Origin of the sequence: Cohaesibacter gelatinilyticus (assembly GCF_900215605.1) — a bacterium.
GTDB classification, from domain to species: Bacteria; Pseudomonadota; Alphaproteobacteria; order Rhizobiales; family Cohaesibacteraceae; genus Cohaesibacter; species Cohaesibacter gelatinilyticus.
Window position 1 is genome coordinate 1 of sequence record NZ_OBEL01000001.1, and the last position, 18,243, is coordinate 18,243.

Annotated in this window: 12 protein-coding genes; 5 read left to right on the forward strand and 7 right to left on the reverse strand. The window is 48.8% G+C overall.

What is annotated here, in order from left to right; genetic code table 11:
• Positions 1–157 precede the first annotated feature (157 nt).
• Both CRO57_RS00005 and CRO57_RS00010 read right to left on the reverse strand, forming a co-directional pair.
• Complete coding sequence (locus CRO57_RS00005) at positions 158–3,001, reverse strand: hypothetical protein (protein WP_141401136.1); 2,844 nt, start codon at positions 2,999–3,001, stop codon at positions 158–160.
• A 12-nt stretch (positions 3,002–3,013) separates the two neighbouring features.
• Positions 3,014–4,741: a vWA domain-containing protein gene (locus CRO57_RS00010; protein ID WP_097151379.1), complete on the reverse strand. Its 1,728-nt coding sequence runs from the start codon at positions 4,739–4,741 to the stop codon at positions 3,014–3,016.
• 231 nt (positions 4,742–4,972) lie between these two features.
• Between CRO57_RS00010 and CRO57_RS24325 the strand changes: the two genes are divergently transcribed.
• The 4 genes from CRO57_RS24325 to arsC all read left to right on the forward strand — a co-directional run bounded on the left by CRO57_RS24325 (position 4,973) and on the right by arsC (position 7,906).
• Positions 4,973–5,509 (forward strand): hypothetical protein, encoded by a 537-nt coding sequence (locus CRO57_RS24325; RefSeq protein WP_170955870.1) that lies wholly within the window; start codon positions 4,973–4,975, stop codon positions 5,507–5,509.
• A 545-nt stretch (positions 5,510–6,054) separates the two neighbouring features.
• Complete coding sequence (locus CRO57_RS00030; RefSeq protein ID WP_097153099.1) at positions 6,055–6,414, forward strand: DUF952 domain-containing protein; 360 nt, start codon at positions 6,055–6,057, stop codon at positions 6,412–6,414.
• A 6-nt stretch (positions 6,415–6,420) separates the two neighbouring features.
• Positions 6,421–7,524 (forward strand): quinone-dependent dihydroorotate dehydrogenase, encoded by a 1,104-nt coding sequence (locus tag CRO57_RS00035; RefSeq protein WP_097151383.1) that lies wholly within the window; start codon positions 6,421–6,423, stop codon positions 7,522–7,524.
• 40 nt (positions 7,525–7,564) lie between these two features.
• On the forward strand, positions 7,565–7,906 hold the full coding sequence (arsC, locus tag CRO57_RS00040; RefSeq protein ID WP_097151384.1) for an arsenate reductase (glutaredoxin): 342 nt from the start codon (positions 7,565–7,567) through the stop codon (positions 7,904–7,906).
• 44 nt (positions 7,907–7,950) lie between these two features.
• Here arsC and CRO57_RS00045 read toward each other — a convergent pair whose 3' ends face one another.
• Entirely contained in the window at positions 7,951–9,315 is a 1,365-nt protein-coding gene (locus CRO57_RS00045; protein ID WP_170955872.1) for an MATE family efflux transporter, read from the reverse strand.
• A gap of 424 nt (positions 9,316–9,739) precedes the next feature.
• Positions 9,740–10,021 (reverse strand): DUF6460 domain-containing protein, encoded by a 282-nt coding sequence (locus tag CRO57_RS00050; protein WP_097151386.1) that lies wholly within the window; start codon positions 10,019–10,021, stop codon positions 9,740–9,742.
• 378 nt (positions 10,022–10,399) lie between these two features.
• Between CRO57_RS00050 and CRO57_RS00055 the strand changes: the two genes are divergently transcribed.
• A complete protein-coding gene (locus CRO57_RS00055; RefSeq protein WP_170955873.1) occupies positions 10,400–11,167 on the forward strand; it encodes a GGDEF domain-containing protein in 768 nt (255 codons plus the stop codon).
• A 64-nt stretch (positions 11,168–11,231) separates the two neighbouring features.
• Here the strand turns inward: CRO57_RS00055 and CRO57_RS00060 are convergent, their stop codons facing one another.
• The 3 genes from CRO57_RS00060 to CRO57_RS00070 all read right to left on the reverse strand — a co-directional run bounded on the left by CRO57_RS00060 (position 11,232) and on the right by CRO57_RS00070 (position 17,907).
• The gene (locus tag CRO57_RS00060; protein ID WP_170955874.1) at positions 11,232–11,963 is read right to left on the reverse strand and encodes a TIGR02186 family protein; all 732 of its coding nucleotides are present in this window, start codon (positions 11,961–11,963) and stop codon (positions 11,232–11,234) included.
• Positions 11,964–12,034: 71 nt separating this feature from the next.
• Positions 12,035–12,970: a sulfite exporter TauE/SafE family protein gene (locus CRO57_RS00065; RefSeq protein ID WP_097151389.1), complete on the reverse strand. Its 936-nt coding sequence runs from the start codon at positions 12,968–12,970 to the stop codon at positions 12,035–12,037.
• A gap of 239 nt (positions 12,971–13,209) precedes the next feature.
• The gene (locus tag CRO57_RS00070) at positions 13,210–17,907 is read right to left on the reverse strand and encodes a peptidoglycan-binding protein (protein WP_141401138.1); all 4,698 of its coding nucleotides are present in this window, start codon (positions 17,905–17,907) and stop codon (positions 13,210–13,212) included.
• Positions 17,908–18,243: the final 336 nt, after the last annotated feature.

Genomic DNA, 18,243 nt, shown 5'->3' on the forward strand with positions numbered 1-18,243 from the left:
ATGAAAAAGGCCTCATAGAAGACCGCACTCGATTTACTTGGCTTATAATCAGAAAACGCTTGCATCACGGACGGCAACCATAGAAGTGGTTTAGTTGTGACATTTAGAGTGTCACAACAGATAGAATCCCGTATGGCTATCGAGAAGAATTTTGCGTCTATTGTCCATTCAAAAAGATGCCTGATCCCTGCCCCATGAACGTTCCACTTCCTCCACCTGAAAGCGGTAGTGAAGGTGGATCAACAGGGTCTACCAGGTTGTTGTTCAGCTCTTCCAGTGCGCCTTTTAGTTCTGATTGAACTTCAGCTGCAGCCGCACCTGTTTCAGATTGAAAACCATTTGAACTGGTGAAATTCTTATCCGCATCTGAACCACCTAACCAAGCCACAGCAATGATGCGGCCTTGATCGTCTCGCAACATATCGGCAGTTGGCGGACTGGCTTTAAAATCTACGGCGATGCACAGGCCAAGCTTATCATCAGGCCCGAAAGGAGGAATGATGTCTCCCGTTGCTTGATCAAAATAGGTGGCATTTTCCGGAATGCCCAGACCATTGATCACGGTACCTGGCGATACTGACATTTGTGACGTACAGCCTAAATTCGCCGCTTTTGTAACATCGACGACCAGCACACCAGCGATTGGACACTTTCCACCGCCTGCATCAAACTCCTGCTCGGTCGGTTCTATGGCCTCAAAATCCTTGATACCCTCTTTTAAATCCAAAGATACCAAATTGATGTCATTCGCGAACGGCTCAAGCGCCTTTAGCAACTCGGCATCCAACGCAGCCTGATCTTCAGCGCTAAGTTTTTCAGTTGCATTCGAATTATTATCGACTTTGGTAGTTTCAGTTTTCACGGTTTTTGTAGTTTCAGTTTTCTCTGCTTCCGAGTTCACTGAATTGCTTTCAATTCCACCGCCATCTTTGAAACGGTCAGCACGCTCTTGTTCCGTCAATTCTCTTGCGGGTGGCGTTTCAGCGCCATCATCTTCCCGACTGGATATTTCAATGCCACCAAATGGCAATTCGGCCTTTTCATCCGGACGACTGACGACCTCCATCTTTGGAGCTGTGTCAGCTTGGCTATTTGCAACAGGTTGATTAGCAGCCGTCTCTTCGGCCTCCATTCGCGTTATGTAGTTGCGGATACGATCGCCTAAACCACGAAACATTTCAGTTTCATCATTCAGCACATTTCCCAGAAGTTCGGAACCGGAATCCAGTTCATCGTATTCAGACTCTCCGTAAAAAAGCTCATCGACGATCTCCCGATTAAATTTCTCGTTCGTGTCCAGGTCCAACTCCACATCCGTTTCGTATTCGTGAAAATTCTTCGCTGTAAAATCAGCGCGCTCTTCGACTTCTTTGATATGAGCGAAAATCTTAGCTTGAGTTTGAGGGTCAAGCTTTCTCAGATTCCGGGCAAAATACTCCTCCTTGGAAACGTCCCGGTTCTGATCCTTTGCAAATTGTTCCCGACCCGAAGACAACTCCCGCAGCGTTTTTCTCAGTTTCTGCTTCTCTTCCGACAGATAAGGTTCATAGTCGGTCTCTGACACTTCATCGCCATAACGTGAGGTGCTTTCTGTGGGCACGTTTTCTACCAGTTTGGAACTCGTCTCTTCCGATTGTCCCATATGGCTTTTGATTCGATCACCCAGACCTCGGAACGTTTCAGTTTCGTTATTCAATGCATTGGCGAGAAGCTCGAAACCGGAATCTAAGGCATCAAGCCCGGAATCCCCAAAAAAGAGCTCATTCGCAATCGCGAGATTCAATTTCTCGTTAGTGTCCAAGCCTTGTTCCAAATCCACTTCGTAATCGCGGAAAACCCTTGCGATATACCCGCTCCTTTCCTCCACCTCTTTGATGTGATTGAGAATGATATTTTGTAAACGAGGGTCCAATTTTTTGAGATTCTTTGCAAAATACTCTTCTTTAGAGACTTCTCGCCCTTGCTCAGCCTCATATTCTTCTCGTCCGGCCGATAAATCGTGCAGAATATTTTTCAGGCCTTCTTTTGTCTCCAAAAGGGTGGTTTTGCTCGCGGTCCGGAAGGGATCGTCAGACACAAGGTTCAGGCCTAATTGCTCCCCAACCTTCTCTGCTAACTCTTTGCCTTTCACCAAATAGTCTATGGGGCAATATTGGTCTGCACGTTCTTGATCTCTCGGGGTGAGACTCTCTTTAGACTTACATTCAAGGGCATTATATCCAACTTCCGGCAGTAAGTTCTTTCTCAAGATTTGTTTCATTTCGTTGAGAAAACTATTCACGGCATATCGTTGTAATACCAATGTGGCGCCGACTTTATCCAAATCGACATTGTAGCCACGCAAGGCTTTGTTTCGCGCTCTTTCAAGTTGATATGCAACCCTTTGCGCAGCCGACATCTGGGCTAATTCTTCTGCGCTTACCGGCTTGTCTAGAGGCGCTGCGTTGAATGCTATGTTCAACTTGCTTTTCCAAGTTGTTGCTCTCTGTTTCCAATCGTAAATCGCCTGAAAATAGAAACCGTCCAATTCATTCTGCGTGTCATTGACATATTTTGCGGCTGAAAGAACCACCTTCGCACGGTTTTCCCAAGCCCAATCAAAAGACTCGTTATCGCACCTGTTCTTTCTATCACGCAAAAGCAGGTCTTCAGTGTCTATAAGTTTGAAAAAGCGCAACATATCTTGATTGAGCTGCTTCACAATCACGTCGTTTGTTTCTTTGAAAATTTGCTCCGGCTTTATGCCCAGCAATTGCCCCATCTTTCCGAAATCATCTGCCAAAGTATCCTGAAAGAGGTTGTCTTTCAGGCTGGAAATGCGTTGCTCCAAAAGGAGTACCAATCTTGCTTCGTCAGCATTTTGAACACCTTGGGCAAAAGAAATGGTTGGCGAGGCAAGTGAGATCACCAGGCTGAGCGCCGTCGCCGTTCGCATGAAACGCTTCAACACAAAACGTGATTTTTTGGAGTGCGATTTTTTAAGTTCAGAATGATTTCTCACGGTGCATAATCCTTATGGAAACTCTATATTCAGTTCACGTATTTCACCGGGAACGACTTCAAACGTGCCGGTTTGGGTGAAATCATCCCCCAGCCGAACTCTGAATCGATATGCACCTTGCGGCGCAACGCCTGAATATTTTGTTTGACCGGTGAAACCGATCTCGGTTGCGCTTCCGTTTTCATTCACCCGGTCCAGCCAAACACCACCAATCGGCAAACCTGATTTTGACGTGATATTATATTCAAAACGGCCAACATTCAGGATATAAGGGCCACTAATGGTTTCACCCGCTTTAATTTCGATCGGAAACGTCATGTCAGCTCTGCCAATAACACCGCTTGGCGCGTACTGCACCAGCAAATTATATTTGCCAGGTTTTGCAGCCATTGGCTCATTTAGACCACCTGAGGCGATCGTAATCTCTGCGCCGGTTTTGATGTCCAACAGGCGATAAAACATGCTACGATTGATCTTACCACCTTTAAACAAAACAACGTCCGGCTGAACATATCCAATCCGTAGATCAAATTCGTAAATCGTTTCCTCACCAGCGACAATTTCTACCTCTGCAGATTCCAAGATCTGGTTATGTTTTGCAGTGACCTTATATTTCCCGGCTGGCAACCAAACTTTTCGGTCTTTAATACCGGTTTGCACGATTTGTTCTTGAGCTTCGCCATCAACAATCGGGAAGAACTGGAAAAATGCGCCCTGTGCCTGTTTTTTATCATCCGTAGCATAGGCAGACACCACTGCGTTACCTGCGTTGAGATTTAACGCACCAATCTGTTCGCCGTTTTCATCAATTTCAATATTACCAACTGCAGTAACCACCGTTGAACCGAGGCGAGCGCCAGCTGCGTATTTACCCTTATCGAGCTTGAGCTCATTTTCTGAAGCAGCCCCAACGCCTCCGTAATAAGGTTTGCCATCCTTATAGACGTCCCAAAATACATCGAGGGGGTCAAGTCGCTCACATGTTTCGCAGAGTTTTGCATAAAGATAGGCGCCTTTTGGTGCAACTGCCGGTGTACCGCCACCATCCGATCCCTGTCCACCTCCAGTAGATCCGTTGCCTGCATCATCAGTGCTCTGAACTGCGGCCACTGTTTGTGCCAAAGCATCTTTGAGTTCATTTGCATTATTTGCACGGAAGAATTTTCCACCTGTCGCATCGGCTATGCATTGCAAGCTTTCAGATTCCTCCTTCGTGACATCAAAACCAACAACGTGAACATCAAATCCTGGATTAACAATTCCCAGTGAACGAGCCTGCGCACACGGATCAGCATCACAGGTCTCCAATCCATCACTCACCAGTACGACTGACGATTTTCCAGTGAAATATTCAACACTAAACGCACCTAAAAACAAAGCTTGGGATAACGGTGTCTTTCCGCGTGGTGTGATGTTTTGGACATGGTTAATCATTTGCTGTCTGTTGACAGGACCGGGCAATGCTAAAATCTCTATATCTTTACAATCATTTTTCCGACGGTGACCATATGCCATCAATCCCATGTTAATGTTGGGGTCCAGATTTGTGATTAAATCTGTCATAACATCTTTGGCGATGGATATTTTTGCCGTGCCATTGATTTGACCCCACATGGAATTGGAGCCATCAAGCACGAACATAACCTCGTTTGCTTGCTCCGTTTGCTGAGATATTGCAAATCCCACAAAGGAAAGAAGTGCAATACCGCCAACTAGGGAGGTTTTTAAAAATCTATTCATTTGCCCGCCGCTTTAAATATTCTGTTTTTCACACGATAATTTGATTACGTTACGAAAGGTTAGCAAGAAAAAATACATTGAGAAATAGTGCGTGCACTATAATTTGGAAAGAGAGATTGTTTTCCGGTAATTTCCAATAATTAATTATTTAAAACAGATATTTAGACGGTTATCACGATTATGCTAGACACAGAGAATTTAACCTCATTTGGGAAATATTTTACGACCATCATGCGTGATCGCGGCTTTAAGTCTGATGAACAATTAGTCCGTAGAGCCATGCAAGTCCAAGAACATCTGACACCACGCGTTAATGTGCAACGTCGGACGATCAACAATTGGCGTAATGATAAAAGCACCCCGCGTGATATTTCTGATCAACAATTTCAATTAGTGGCCCAGGCATTGAAATTGTCAGATCAGGAAATCCAAGCAATTGAAAATCTGATTAATGACGATGCACCACCACAAAAACAACCAGGGGAGAACGAGCCTCAATTTGTTCAAGATAGGTACAAAATTAATTTCAAATATGTGGGTTTCGGCGGTATCTTTATTTTGTTTCTTGGTCTGGCTATCATTTTCTTGGTGATGAGCGAAAATCAAACAATCAGCTACGCCGATCAAATTCCACCCACGCAACTTCGAGTTTTTGAAGATGGGTTTGTTTTACCTAATTCCGACAATCAAGTTATCAGTGAAATACAGCTTCAAGAATTATCCGGTTGGGAGCTTTACGTTTTGGGAGCTTTACGTTGCCAGAAATGAGATATTTGCACGCAAAGGTCGCCCTTTTGTCAAAGTGAGTTCCATGTGTTTGCAAAGACATTTCGACAGTTGGTCGAGATTAGAACAAAATCCGAATGGCTGGTACAATAAGAAATCCGGAGATGTCCGACTGACAGATTTGGAATATCGAAATGCTGAAATCATCCGCAACTACGAATGCAAAGTAAGAGGTGAGAGGTGGTCCTGGAAATTCGGACCATGTGCTAAGGTGGATCGCCTGATATGAAACCTGGATCCACCTTAAAAGGGCTGCAGCATGGTCCAAAATCCAGGACCACCTCTTTTGGATATGTCTGGACAACATTTCAGAGATTGATGCCTTTGCTTTTCAGATCTGGTTGGTATGTGCCATTACGGATTGACACATGGGGACAAGATCGAGTTGTAAAATCCACCAGCGGTCAACCGTCCGGAAAACCTTGCTATTGTGGGCTGGTCCGTGCAAAGACAGGACCGACAGGAAAACATCTTTGGCCATAGAGCTTCCAATTGCCCAAATGGCTGGATAAGGGAAGAAGATGGATATGACTGAGGTTATCTATAAAATTTGTCCGCGTTCATTATGGCAAGCAGCCAAAAATGCAGGCCAATTCAAAGGAGCGCCAATTGATCTGGAGGATGGATACATCCACTTCTCCACCAGCAAGCAAGTGGTCGAGACCGCTCGCAAGCATTTCAAAGGGCAAGATGATCTACTTCTTCTGACTATCTCGGTTAAAGAGCTGGAAAATTGTCCTCATGAGATCAAATGGGAGCCATCCCGTGGCGGTGATTTGTTCCCTCATCTTTATGGTCCGATGCCATTGGATGCTGTCGTGAAAAGTGAAGAGCTTGCGATGGATGCTGAGGGATATCATCACTTTCCGGCTTTCGTTACCCAATAGGAGATCATGATGGTTTGGAATCAGTCATTGGCACAAAAACTGCTTTTCTCCTTTGCACCGGAAAATGCGCACGGCCTAGCAATTGCTGCACTGAAAATGGGAATAGTCAAAGGGGATGATATTCCGCAAGACGAACGGCTCAAAGTGCGCTTGTGGGATTTGGATTTTCCCAATCCACTGGGTATGGCAGCGGGTTTCGACAAGAATGCTGAAGTGCCGGACTCGCTCCTTGGTCTCGGGTTTGGCTTCGCGGAGGTTGGCACGTTGACACCTTTGGCTCAGCCGGGCAATCCCAAGCCGCGCATGTTTCGTTTGGCCAAAGATGAAGCCGTCATCAACCGTCTTGGATTTAATAATGAAGGACATATGCCCGCGCGTCGTCGCCTGGAGCAACGAAAAGGCAATGGTGGAATTGTTGGTGTCAATGTTGGTGCGAACAAGGACAGCGATGATCGTGCCGGTGATTATGTAAAAGGCATTGAAGCCTTTGCAGATCTGGCGTCTTATTTCACGATCAATATCTCTTCTCCCAATACTCCCGGCTTGAGAGATCTGCAAGCGCGTGATGCATTGGATGATCTGTTGGCTCGTAGCCTTGGGAAACGGGATGAAATTATCGGGAAAATTGGTCGCAGGGTGCCTGTTTTGCTGAAAATAGCACCGGATGTTGATGAGTTTGGTCTGGATGATATTTGCTCGGTGGCCATTGCGCGCGGAATTGACGGCATGATCGTGTCCAATACCACCCTGGACCGTTACGATAATTTGAAGGAAAGCACCAAGAAGAGCGAGGCAGGTGGGCTATCCGGTAAGCCGCTCTTTGAAAAATCAACCATCGCCTTGGCCAAAACCCGGCAGCGGGTAGGTGCGGATATGCCATTGATTGGTGTCGGTGGCATCCATGATGGCAAAAGCGCCATGGAGAAAATCCGTGCGGGCGCCAATCTGGTGCAATTCTATTCTGGCATGGTTTACGGCGGACCTGGTATGGTGGGCCAGATGATCAAGGAAATGGGTGATGCCCTGACCACAACCGATGTCCAGTCGATTGGTTCCTTAATTGGTCAATCCACCAAGGAATGGGCAGCAAAAGAGCTGATTAACGACTAATCGGCAGGAATCGAATGATAAGAATAGCGGGACTTTATCGATGACAACCATTTGGCATAATCCACGTTGCTCCAAATCTCGCCAGACCCTGGCTCTGATTGAGGAAAAGGAAGGCACTCCAAATGTGCGCCTTTATCAGGATGAAGGACCAACTGCGGAAGAGATCAAAGTAGTGCTGACACAATTGGACATTGAGCCAAGGGCATTGATGCGCACAGGTGAGGCGCTTTACAAGGAGCTGGGGCTGAAAGACCAAAATGATCCTGATGCTCTGGTTCAGGCCATGGTCGATCATCCAAAACTGATCGAACGTCCCGTGGTGCTCAAGGATGGCAAAGCGGCGTTGGGCCGCCCACCCGAATCTGTGCTTGATATCTTGTAAGCTGGTATCCGATCTCAGATTGTGAGAGTGACAGGTTGAGCTGGTTATTGACCGGTTTCGGCCTGTACTGTTCGAGACTTGCCAAAGACATCTTGGCTGCGTTTTGGCAATAGCAGCAAAAGCCCAAGCCCTCGACAGGCCAGAAAAATCAATAATGCTAGCCAAAGCCCGTCATTGCCAAGATCGGGCAGGAGCAACCAGGCTGCGAGCGCAAACGCCGCGCTGGAAACAAGTGACATGCTGCGCATATCCGCCGACCAGGTGGCCCCGACAAAAATCCCGTCCATCTGGAATGCAAGTGTAGCGATAACAGGCGTAAGGGCCACCCAGATCAGATGGTTCCTGGCGACTTCTCTAACATCCAGGGCCGTCGTAAGCTGATCAATGAAAAACGGTCCAATAGTCAGGAAAATCAGGGTCAGTCCTGCTCCCAATCCCAAGCCCCAAACCAGACAAAGTCGAACGGAGCGATCAAACGCCCTGCGACTTCCGGCGCCGATTGCCCGACCTCCAAGTTGCTCAGCTGCCACGGCAATGCCATCCAGAAAAAAGCTGCCAATCATGAAAAGCGTCATCAGAAGCTCGTTCGCGGCCAGGATGGTATCTCCTTGGCGAGCGGAGAGGGATGTGAAGGCGCCAAATGCTAGAAGCATGACCAGCGAGCGGACAAAAATATCACCATTCAGCATCATGAAACGGCCAAAAGCGGCTCTGTTCATCAAGCGAGACATGGGTACTTGCCACTCGACCCCGATCAGTTTGCCTATCCAGATCAGACCTGCGATCACTGCCACATATTCTGCCAGAACTGTGCCCCAGGCTGCGCCAGCAACTCCCAATTCTTGCCCGAGAACGAACCAGACAGTTGAAGCGATGTTGACGCAGTTCAGCACGATGAGCAGAACCATGCCAGAGCGAGAATATCCCATTCCGAACAGCCAGCCGAATATTACATAATTGGCGAGTGCTACAGGCATTGCCCAAAGGCGAATGATTACATAATCGTTTGCTGCTTCATTGACGGCGTCGCCCCCACCCATGAGATCCAGAGCCGGGGAAAGCAATAGTGGTCCGGCAGCCATCATGATGAAGCCCAATAAAAAAGCCAACATAAGAGCGCGATAAAGAACGGCTCTTTGGGCGATTTTATCACCATTGCCGAGGGCTTGTGCAGCAAGCCCTGTTGTCCCCATACGCAGAAAATTGAAACTTGTGGCCAGAAAGCTGATAAGCAAGGCACCAATTGCAATGCCGCCCATAAGGGCTGCCTCTCCCAATTGACCAATCACAGCCATATCGACCATTCCGACAATGGGAACGGTGATCAGACCCAAAATCATGGGGATTGCGATAGCGAGCACCATTTTATGAGTCACGTCAAAATCGTTGGATGTCGGGGCAGAAGCCATGTTGAGGGGTCCATGGAAGCGGGGAGGAGAGCCTACAGATGAGAAGGCTCCGAGAGCGGAGCGAACTTTAGAAGCTACGCGGGAAAAAACAAGCCCCAAAAAATTAGCCGCTACGCGAGAGGACCAAAACGCGTAACGGCTTAATGTTGCAAGCAGGGCCATAAAACCTTAAATGTCGATCATATCAACATCAAGGGGAAGAGGGCGTCAGGCCTTCCTGCATGTATGAGTAACCGGACCAGATCGGTACTCTTAAAGAGGCTTGGATGCTCCAAACTGGTTGGTTCAGCTTGGCTTCCTGTGCATCCTGACCGTCTCTGTTGACATTAGTTTGACCTGAATAACTGCGGATGTCATCTTAAAACTCGGTAATGTGTCGGACAGGTCCAGTTAAGGTTTGAGAGACGACATCTGGTAGCAGAGTTCAGTCGAGATCTTTACGGGTCATTTTCATGAAACGTGAGAAGAGCCAGAGAGGCACGACGATGATGGCACCGAGTAAGAAATATTCCACAGCCCAACCAATGGCGTCGAAACCCATCTGGTAGATACGTTCAAGCAGGTTGAAGAATTGCGTTACCAATTGCATGGGGTGCAGGTTCAGCGCACTCAGCACAATACCAACCACCAAAGACAAAACAGCAAGCCGTAGCACGACCGGTCCGGGAGCTCCTCCGAAAAAACGGCTGAGTTTGGATTGTGACATGACGCTAGGCTCCATAGTTAAAGAATGTCTTCAAAGATATGTCCAAAAAGGCTGTATTTATCTCATATTGAGCCATGTAATCACTTTGAGTGATTGCTTCAACCTTTCATTAACGCCGAACGCGCTTTCTGACCGCCGAAAAGGCGAAAAAAGATGACACTCGATGGGAAGTCTGCTTTTGCTAAATCAGATTATTTCTGTTGTAAATTGTAACCAATGCTGTTTGCAGAACACCGATTGCGGGGGCCAAAGGTGGATCGAACGGACCAAAACAGACTGGACCAGCTAATCCTGAAACTGGGAAGTATACAGAGCTGGCAAAAATTTATGATCATTGGCGGTATTCTGGCTTTTCTTGTTACCGGGATATGCGCTTCTATGACTTTCTATGTAATGGGGGATCTGGGTGAGGAAGCATTAAGTCGTGCACTTATTCTGTCTACCATACTACCCCTTGCACTGATCACTTTTATCTGGACCGGCTTCAATCGGGTTTTGGTCGTCATGACACGCGCCAATCAGAATTTACGTCGTGCGGCAGACGTCGATAGTCTCACCCGTTTGTGCAATCGTGCCGCATTCTACCGCCGTGGGCGAGAAATTTTTGATCAGACAATATTGACCAATCTGCATGGTTCTCAGGGTTCACATTGCAGCCTTGACAAGAAAATGTCTCTGATCATGATTGATATTGATCACTTCAAACGTATCAATGATCAACTTGGCCATCTGGCTGGTGATCAAGCTTTGTGCCATGTGTCGAAAATCATCAGCAACTGCTGCCGGGAAGCCGATATGCCAGCTCGTTGGGGCGGCGAGGAGTTCGCTATTCTGCTGGAAGATGCGGACCGTAAAGCAGCCCTCAATGTGGCTGAGCGTATTCGTCAGGTTGCCGAAACAGAGCAATTTGTCTGGGAAGGGAAGCCGGTCTGCATTACTCTCAGTGCTGGGGTGACCGAATTCTCGACGCAGGATCAAAAACTCGAAGACATTGTTCTGAGAGCAGATTTGGCACTCTATCATGCCAAGGCAGCAGGTCGAAACAAGGTCCACGCACCATATATAATGGAAGAAGACCTGAAAGAGAAACACAAGCCGCACGATCTCCTGTCGATCGGAATGGGGCAACAGATCAGTAAAGCTTGATCTCAATAAACCATATGTCGATTCAAGAATATTTGGAGAAGGGTTCCCAAGTACGGGCGCTTCTTCAGTTCTTGCGGAAGACAACTCCGGCAAACCAACCTGTCAACAGAGCGATCAACACTGAAACAAGGCCATAGATCAGGCTACGTTTGTGTGCCAGAGAATAAGTCACCTGTTCAAATCCGTGCTTTGAAATATTGAGTGGTTCTGTGATTTGATCCAGAAGGGCGCCTCCACGGAAAAGATATAGTGAAACGTCATATTGACCGACGGGGATTTTGGCGGGAATTTTTATGCTGGAGCGAAACAGATTCTCCGACAGAAAGGAAATTGACGAGAGATCGTCATAATAAAGCCCTTCCTGACGTCTTAGACGCAAGGCCGCTGCGCGAAATTCATCCAGTGCCATGCCCCCCTTGCTTGGTTTGAAACCACTGGGAAGCAATAGATAATCTGTTCCCAGCTGATATTTTGCCAATAGATTGGGATGAGCGATTTCTTCCAATATTCGAGTGGATGTCAGAGCATAGAAATTCGGTGCATTGGAATAGCTGCGACTGTGTTTGTTGATCCAAACCCCAATAATCTGTTCCTTGCGACGAGAAACCAGCTTCTGTTCCTTGCCGCGTACCACAATGACCAGATCATATGGCTCTGCCCGAGATACGGTGCGCCCGTCGCGTTGTATCACACCAAAAACGACAATTTCCGAACCGGTGAAATTGGAGGTGATCTTGATGGTACGTGATGAGAGGTCCGCGACAAGTTTCTCCGCCAGAGCCTGTTGGGTCTGCAACAGAAAGCTCAGGCAAATCCCAATAAACAGATGGAGGCCTTGGCGAGGAAAGAGGGTAGGCCCGGATATCATTATTTTCCTACCCCGCTGAGATTTGAAATTTCAATACTGAACGGATCATCGGGTTCCACAATAAGGTCCACAGCAAAGCGAATACCAACCATCAGTACCAGAATTCCCAACAGGGCACGGAGTTGTTCGGCCTTCAGTTTCTGACCGATTTGTGTGCCGAATTGTGCGCCTATCGTGCCGCCCACCATAAGAATCAGAGCCAGCACGATATCGACTGTCTGGTTGGTCATGGCGTGCAGAATGGTTGCGACTGCCATGGTCGCAACAATTTGATAAAGAGAGGTGCCGATCACAACAGCAGTTGGAACGCGCAACAGATAAATAAGCGCAGGAACCAACATAAAACCGCCGCCAATACCCAGAAGGGAACCTAAAAAGCCGATGGTGCCGCCAAGAAACAGAACCGGTAGGACACTGACATAAAGCTTGGATTTCTTGAACCGCATTTTGAACGGTAGCCCATGGATCCAGTTATGTTGCCCCGGTTTTCGCAAGGTGACTTTGCCACCATGTCGGGCACGCAATATGGCACGCACGCTTTCCATGACCATAAGCGTGCCGATGGCTCCTAGAAAAGTCACGTAGGATACGGAAATAATCAAATCCAGTTGCCCGGCAGATCGCAGAAGAGAGAACACTTTGACGCCAGCGAAGGAGCCGACAATACCGGCGGAAAAGAGAACTGTTCCAAGTTTTATATCCAGAGATCCGGTTCTCAAATAGGCCAAGGCACCGGTGGTGGATGAAGCCGTAATCTGAGCGGTAACGGAAGCAACGGCAACAGCGGGCGAAATACCATAAAAAATTAGCAATGGTGTTAGCAGAAAGCCGCCACCAACACCAAAAATACCGGACAAAAATCCTACTGCCCCGCCCATCGCGAAGATGACAAAGATATTGACGGGCAATTCCGCAATCGGCAAATAAAGTTCCACCGCGCGTCTCCAAACCGCTGGTTTGATGGACTAGGCTATAAAGGGAGCACAATGAGAGGGGCGGGGTTAGACCGCACACCTGTCAAACTGCGTCAAAATGGCCAATTATTAACCGTCATCCTTCCCATATCTGACCGGACTAAGTCAATGCAAACAAAGCCGAAGAGTGGCCTTTTTCGGGAAAATGCTATTCTGATGGGGGTCTGCTCAGACCGTGGCCCGAGCAGATAGAGATCAAGTTATCCCAAACGGATGGCAAGCGCTTGCATCAGAGCTGGTGACAGCTTGCCATCAATGGGGAAGCCAGCGCTTTTCTGGAAGTTGCGAATGGCGGTTCTGGTGCGTGGACCAATCTTGCCATCGGGTCGTCCTGTCTTGAAACCAAGCGCACTGAGCATTCCTTGCGCCTGTCGAATAATATCAGGACTAGGTTTGCCAGGATCTACCAGTTTGACACCAGCTTGTCCGGGAACCGCTCCTGCAGTCACGCGCCAGGCGTCAGGTATGGATGCCACCTGATTGGCTGAAGGCTTGGCCATTTTCGGAATCCATGCCTCTACGATGGCTTTGGCAGTTTTCAGCTGCGATCCGGTAAGGACGCGAGAAACTTCATCACGTTTTGCAGTTGCACCTCGGTCGCCATTGTGAGCAGCAATGGCAAACCATTTATAGGACTGCACAAGGTCCTGCTTTACGCCCATACCACGTGCAAACAGAATGGCCAGATTATACTGACTATCCTTCAGACCATGGTCTGCGGCCTTGATGAACCAATCGCTTGCCTGTTTGAAGTCAGGCTTACCAAGGCCACCTTCGGCAAGGATGACAGCAAGGTTATGCATTGCCTTGACGTTGCCGGATTTGGCTGCACGCTCATACCACAGACGCGCAACCATGAGATCCTTCTTAACCCCGTGACCTTTCTCATAAAGATTGGCAAGGGAATATTGAGCTTGAGGCATCGATTGATTGGCTGCCTTCTCAAACCACTCAGCCGCCTTTTTCATATCTACGCTAACACCTTCGCCAAGGGTCAGGCGGCGACCCAACTCGAACTGTGCAAGAGAGTCTCCACCGTCCGCAGCAGTCATGATGGGTGACGTCGATACACCGGGAGACAAAAGGGAATTCATCTGTGCGGCAGATTGGATGGCACTGGAAACCGATGTTCCTGAACTCTGTGCCAAAGCTTCAGCATTCAAGGCCTTTGGCATTGGTTGTCTGGCAGCTTGTTGACCGAGACCTGGCAATTCGGAGCGATTGATCGCACTGGTCGGTGTCAGATCTATACCAGCATTGCCACTGATTCCGGCTTGAGGCTGTGCATTCGCGTGATCCTGCACCACTTCCGGACGTCGTGGACCCAATGCTTCTTGCTGCACTTTTCCTGCTTCAATGGTTGGTCCACTCGTCGCACCGGATGTAAGGCTTGGGGAGGAGAAGGCAATGGCACGATCAGCAGCCTCTCCAACGAGATCAGGAACCAGAGACCCGGAGGATGGGGTTATGCTCGACCCTTCCCCGATCTTTGGCACCTCTGCGCCTTTGGAGGCGGGCAGAGTAATTTGTGGTTCCAGATTTTCAGGGTTATCAATAGCGAGATTGCCACCATTCAAGACACCCGGAGTAACATCACTCCGAGTGTTATCACTCTGTGCCTGTACCTTCGGAGTGGTATCATTGAACAACGCGTAGAGGCTGGACTCAGGGTTTTTGGCCATCTGCAGCGTTGTAATGGCGAGCAAGATTGCGGCCGCTGCTAACAAAAGAGGTCTGCTATTGCGTGATACGGTTTGACCGATGCGGCTGAACAGACTGTTCTTTTGACCTTGATCTTCATCGAGAAGAGCTCGTGCATCAGCTGAGGCCATGGCTGGATCAATCGCTTCGTCGGCCATCATGCGTAGCGCCTCAGCAGTATTCTCCTGATCGGCCTTGTTCTGTTTGGCCAGGCGTGCAGCATCGGCAACAGCGGCACGCCGCTGCTTGCGATTCATTTTGGGTTCGTCGCCTTTTGGATCAGCCGAAGCTTGCCCTGCATCTTCCTTGGTTTTTCGTTTGCCTTTAAGACGATCCATCAGACTTTGGGCAACTGAACGATCGGTTTCAGCTTGCTCGCTTTCTCTGGCTGCGGCCTGAGCAGCCCGACGAGCGGCCGCAATGAAATCGGCCTTTGAAGCAGCACCGGATGCATTGCGTTGGGGGGATGGGCCCGTATCATCGCGAATGATCTGTGCACCTTGTGCACGTACCGCTGGTGCTGCTTGCTGTTGGACACTGTCTTCAACAAGGCCCGGCTGCATATCTGGTTGAATTTGTGGAGCGGAGCTGGCGGCAGCCGTTGCCCGATTTCCTGCTTTCCCACTTAGTTGAATGGATGGAGCCGGTCTTGCTCCTCCATGAGCTACGGGTCTGGATGTTGCTGTGGCTGAAGCTGATGTTGCCTGTGGCGAAGAAGCAGTTCGGCCCATTGCAGCACGTTGGGCGAGCAATTGCTGTGCGCTCAGCGGCTTACCATCAGGTGTCTTGGTATTTGCAGGAGTTGGTGTTTCGCCGACCAGATCAGTTTGTTTTTTCTTTTTGCGACCAAGGAGGCGGCCAAGTCCGCCTTTGGCAGGCTTATCCTGTTCCCCGGATGGTTGGTCGGACGCATGGGTTGTCTGCTGGGCCATTTGAATGGCTGGTGGCATATCCCGTTCGCTTTTGCGAACCTGATCTTCCAATGAAGCCAAGCGATCTACAATGCCATTCAGAGTTTTAGAGACAGAATGAAGACCCTGTTGAGTGGCATCTTCTTTGGCTTGTGCCATTTGGCGCAAGCCATGCATGTCATCTTTCAGACCATCCAGAATGGCATCCAGAGTACTGTCACCTGAAGACGTACCCAATGGGCCAACTTGTTGCAAGGCACGCATGGCTGCAGCTTCGGCCAAGCTTTCGGTTTGCTCAAGCACGGCAGCTCCGCCACCAGTAGGAGTATTTTGGGGCTGTTGGGCAAGACGCTGAATATCCTGACCAAGCCGGTCTACAGCATCAAATCGGGATTGTGAACGATCAAACTGCTCCGCAAGGCTATCCAGTCTGCTGGTCAATGCTTCGAAATGTGCCGTGTCGTAAGGATCTCGTGTCGCGGCATCCAATCGATCAGCAAGGCCTGAAATCTGTGCTTCCAACCCGGCTAGAGCGCGTGGATCAAAGGCTGCTGAAGTCGTCCCGAGTGGCACACTGGCCTGCTGATCCAACTTCTGTGTCAAGTTTGCCAGGCGATCCTCAATGCCAGACAGGCCTGATGTTTCCATCTGGCGAGCAAGCATATCATCAATCCGTGCCAGCGTTTGCTCAACATGATCAAATCTGTTCTCGGAGTCCTGCCCCTCACGAAGACGTTGATCCAGCTCTGCGACCCGATCAGCCAAGGCGGCAAAAGTTTTTTCCTGGCTGACTTGTCCCTGTTCACCGACGAGGGATGCCAGGCTTTCTACCTGATTTGCCAATGCATCCAGAGGACCGCGGACATTATCGCTGCCATGTTCCAGACGATCGGCAAGAGAAACAAGCTGATCTTCCAAACGCATCAGGCGATCACTGGGATTGAGCTGCTCCAGCAATCCCTGCAAGCTTTGCAGACGATAGTCGAGATCTTCAGAGTTGGAAGCGTTGGATGGCGTTTGCTGCTGACTTTCGCGAACATTGCTTTCCAGAGAGGCCAAGCGGTCTGCCAAGTTGGAGATCTGACCTTCCAGGCTGGAAAAGTGCTGGGCTTGCGGAGCATTGTTCAGCATATTGCGCAGCATATCCAGCTGAGAAGATAGCTGGGCAAATTCCTCATCGTGATTGCGTAGAGGTAGCGTATCCAGTTTCTCCAGAATACGATCAAAATGCCCGTCAATAGTTGGATCCTGAGCTGGTTTATCCAACAACGCATGAATATCGCGCAAAGCATCCTGAACCTTGGGGTCGGATCGTTCCTGTCCCAGCAATGTGCTCATGCTGTCTATGCGCCCTGAAAGCGATGCAATTTCATTCAAGGTTTGCTCGGTAGCACCGGAGAAATTGGCCTGTTCCAACAGTTCGCGTAAATTTGCGACTTCATCACGAAGGATTCCCAGAACGGCTTCATCATTTTCATGACCATTTTCTGACAGGGAATGACTATCTGAATAATCCTCGTTAAGCGTGCGAGCTCGATCCATAATCTGGCGAATGGCATTATCCAGACTCGGTTTCTGGTCCCGTCCAGCTGCTGAAGAATGAATTTGAGACCCAGTACGAGCTTGGGCCTTATATATTCGTCCCGGACGAGCATGTGGTTCTTTCATCCGCGATCCACCAGACATTCTGGGAGAAGCCAGAGCCGGCTCAGCAGCCATGTAACTTTCTTCCGAAGCATAATTTGCATCAGGGATATCCATGGAGAATGGGGCAGGCCTTGTATGGCGTGGCTCGCGTGATCGATCATCGAGAGCTTGGGTGACGCGAGAAATCTGCTCCTCGATTCTCTCCAGACGAGACATATATTGATCCTGATGCGAACGAGAATTTTGAGATTGACGGGCGTTCTGCGGACTTGCCTGACTTCTTGGCGGACGAGAGGCAGAGCCGGACTGATAGCTCGAGGATTGCGAAGGTCGTTCAAAAGAGCGACGATCAGCAAAACCAGGAGATCTTTGAGCACCGCGCCCGAATGGTCGCTCGCTGATATAATCCTGTTCATAGGATGGTCCATGCGGGCCAGCCATGATTTGCAGTTGGTTTTCAATGTCTTCAATCGCGTGCAGAAGGTCCATTCGGGATTGAGGATTATGACGGGGCTGACGAGAAGCAGGAGACAATGGCATTCGTCGCTTTTGACGGCGACTGCGCGATCGAACAGGCCGACCAGCACTTTCGATGAAATCTCCCACGTCTCTTTCTGTCCGGAATGTCTCGTCAATCATGATACTGGTCAAACCCAATTTTGATTGCTCAAGATTCCTCACGGCGCAATGGCCAGCAAGAATCACAGCAATCGCGTACGAATAGCCTCTTTCTATGCACTTTCGAATTTTAGGGTAAATAAGCGGTTAATGATTCGTGCGAATTGCAAGAATTAGATCGTATCTTAAGATTTTGCTCACCATAAACTGTAAGGAATTAGAAAGAGATATGAGCTCGGAATTTGAGCTTTAACGAGGTTAAGATCTGCGATTTTACCTATTCGAGCTCTGCAGCTTTGGCTGGTAATAATTCGATAACATTCAGATAAGATGAAAAATTGCCAAAAGTTGGTTGGT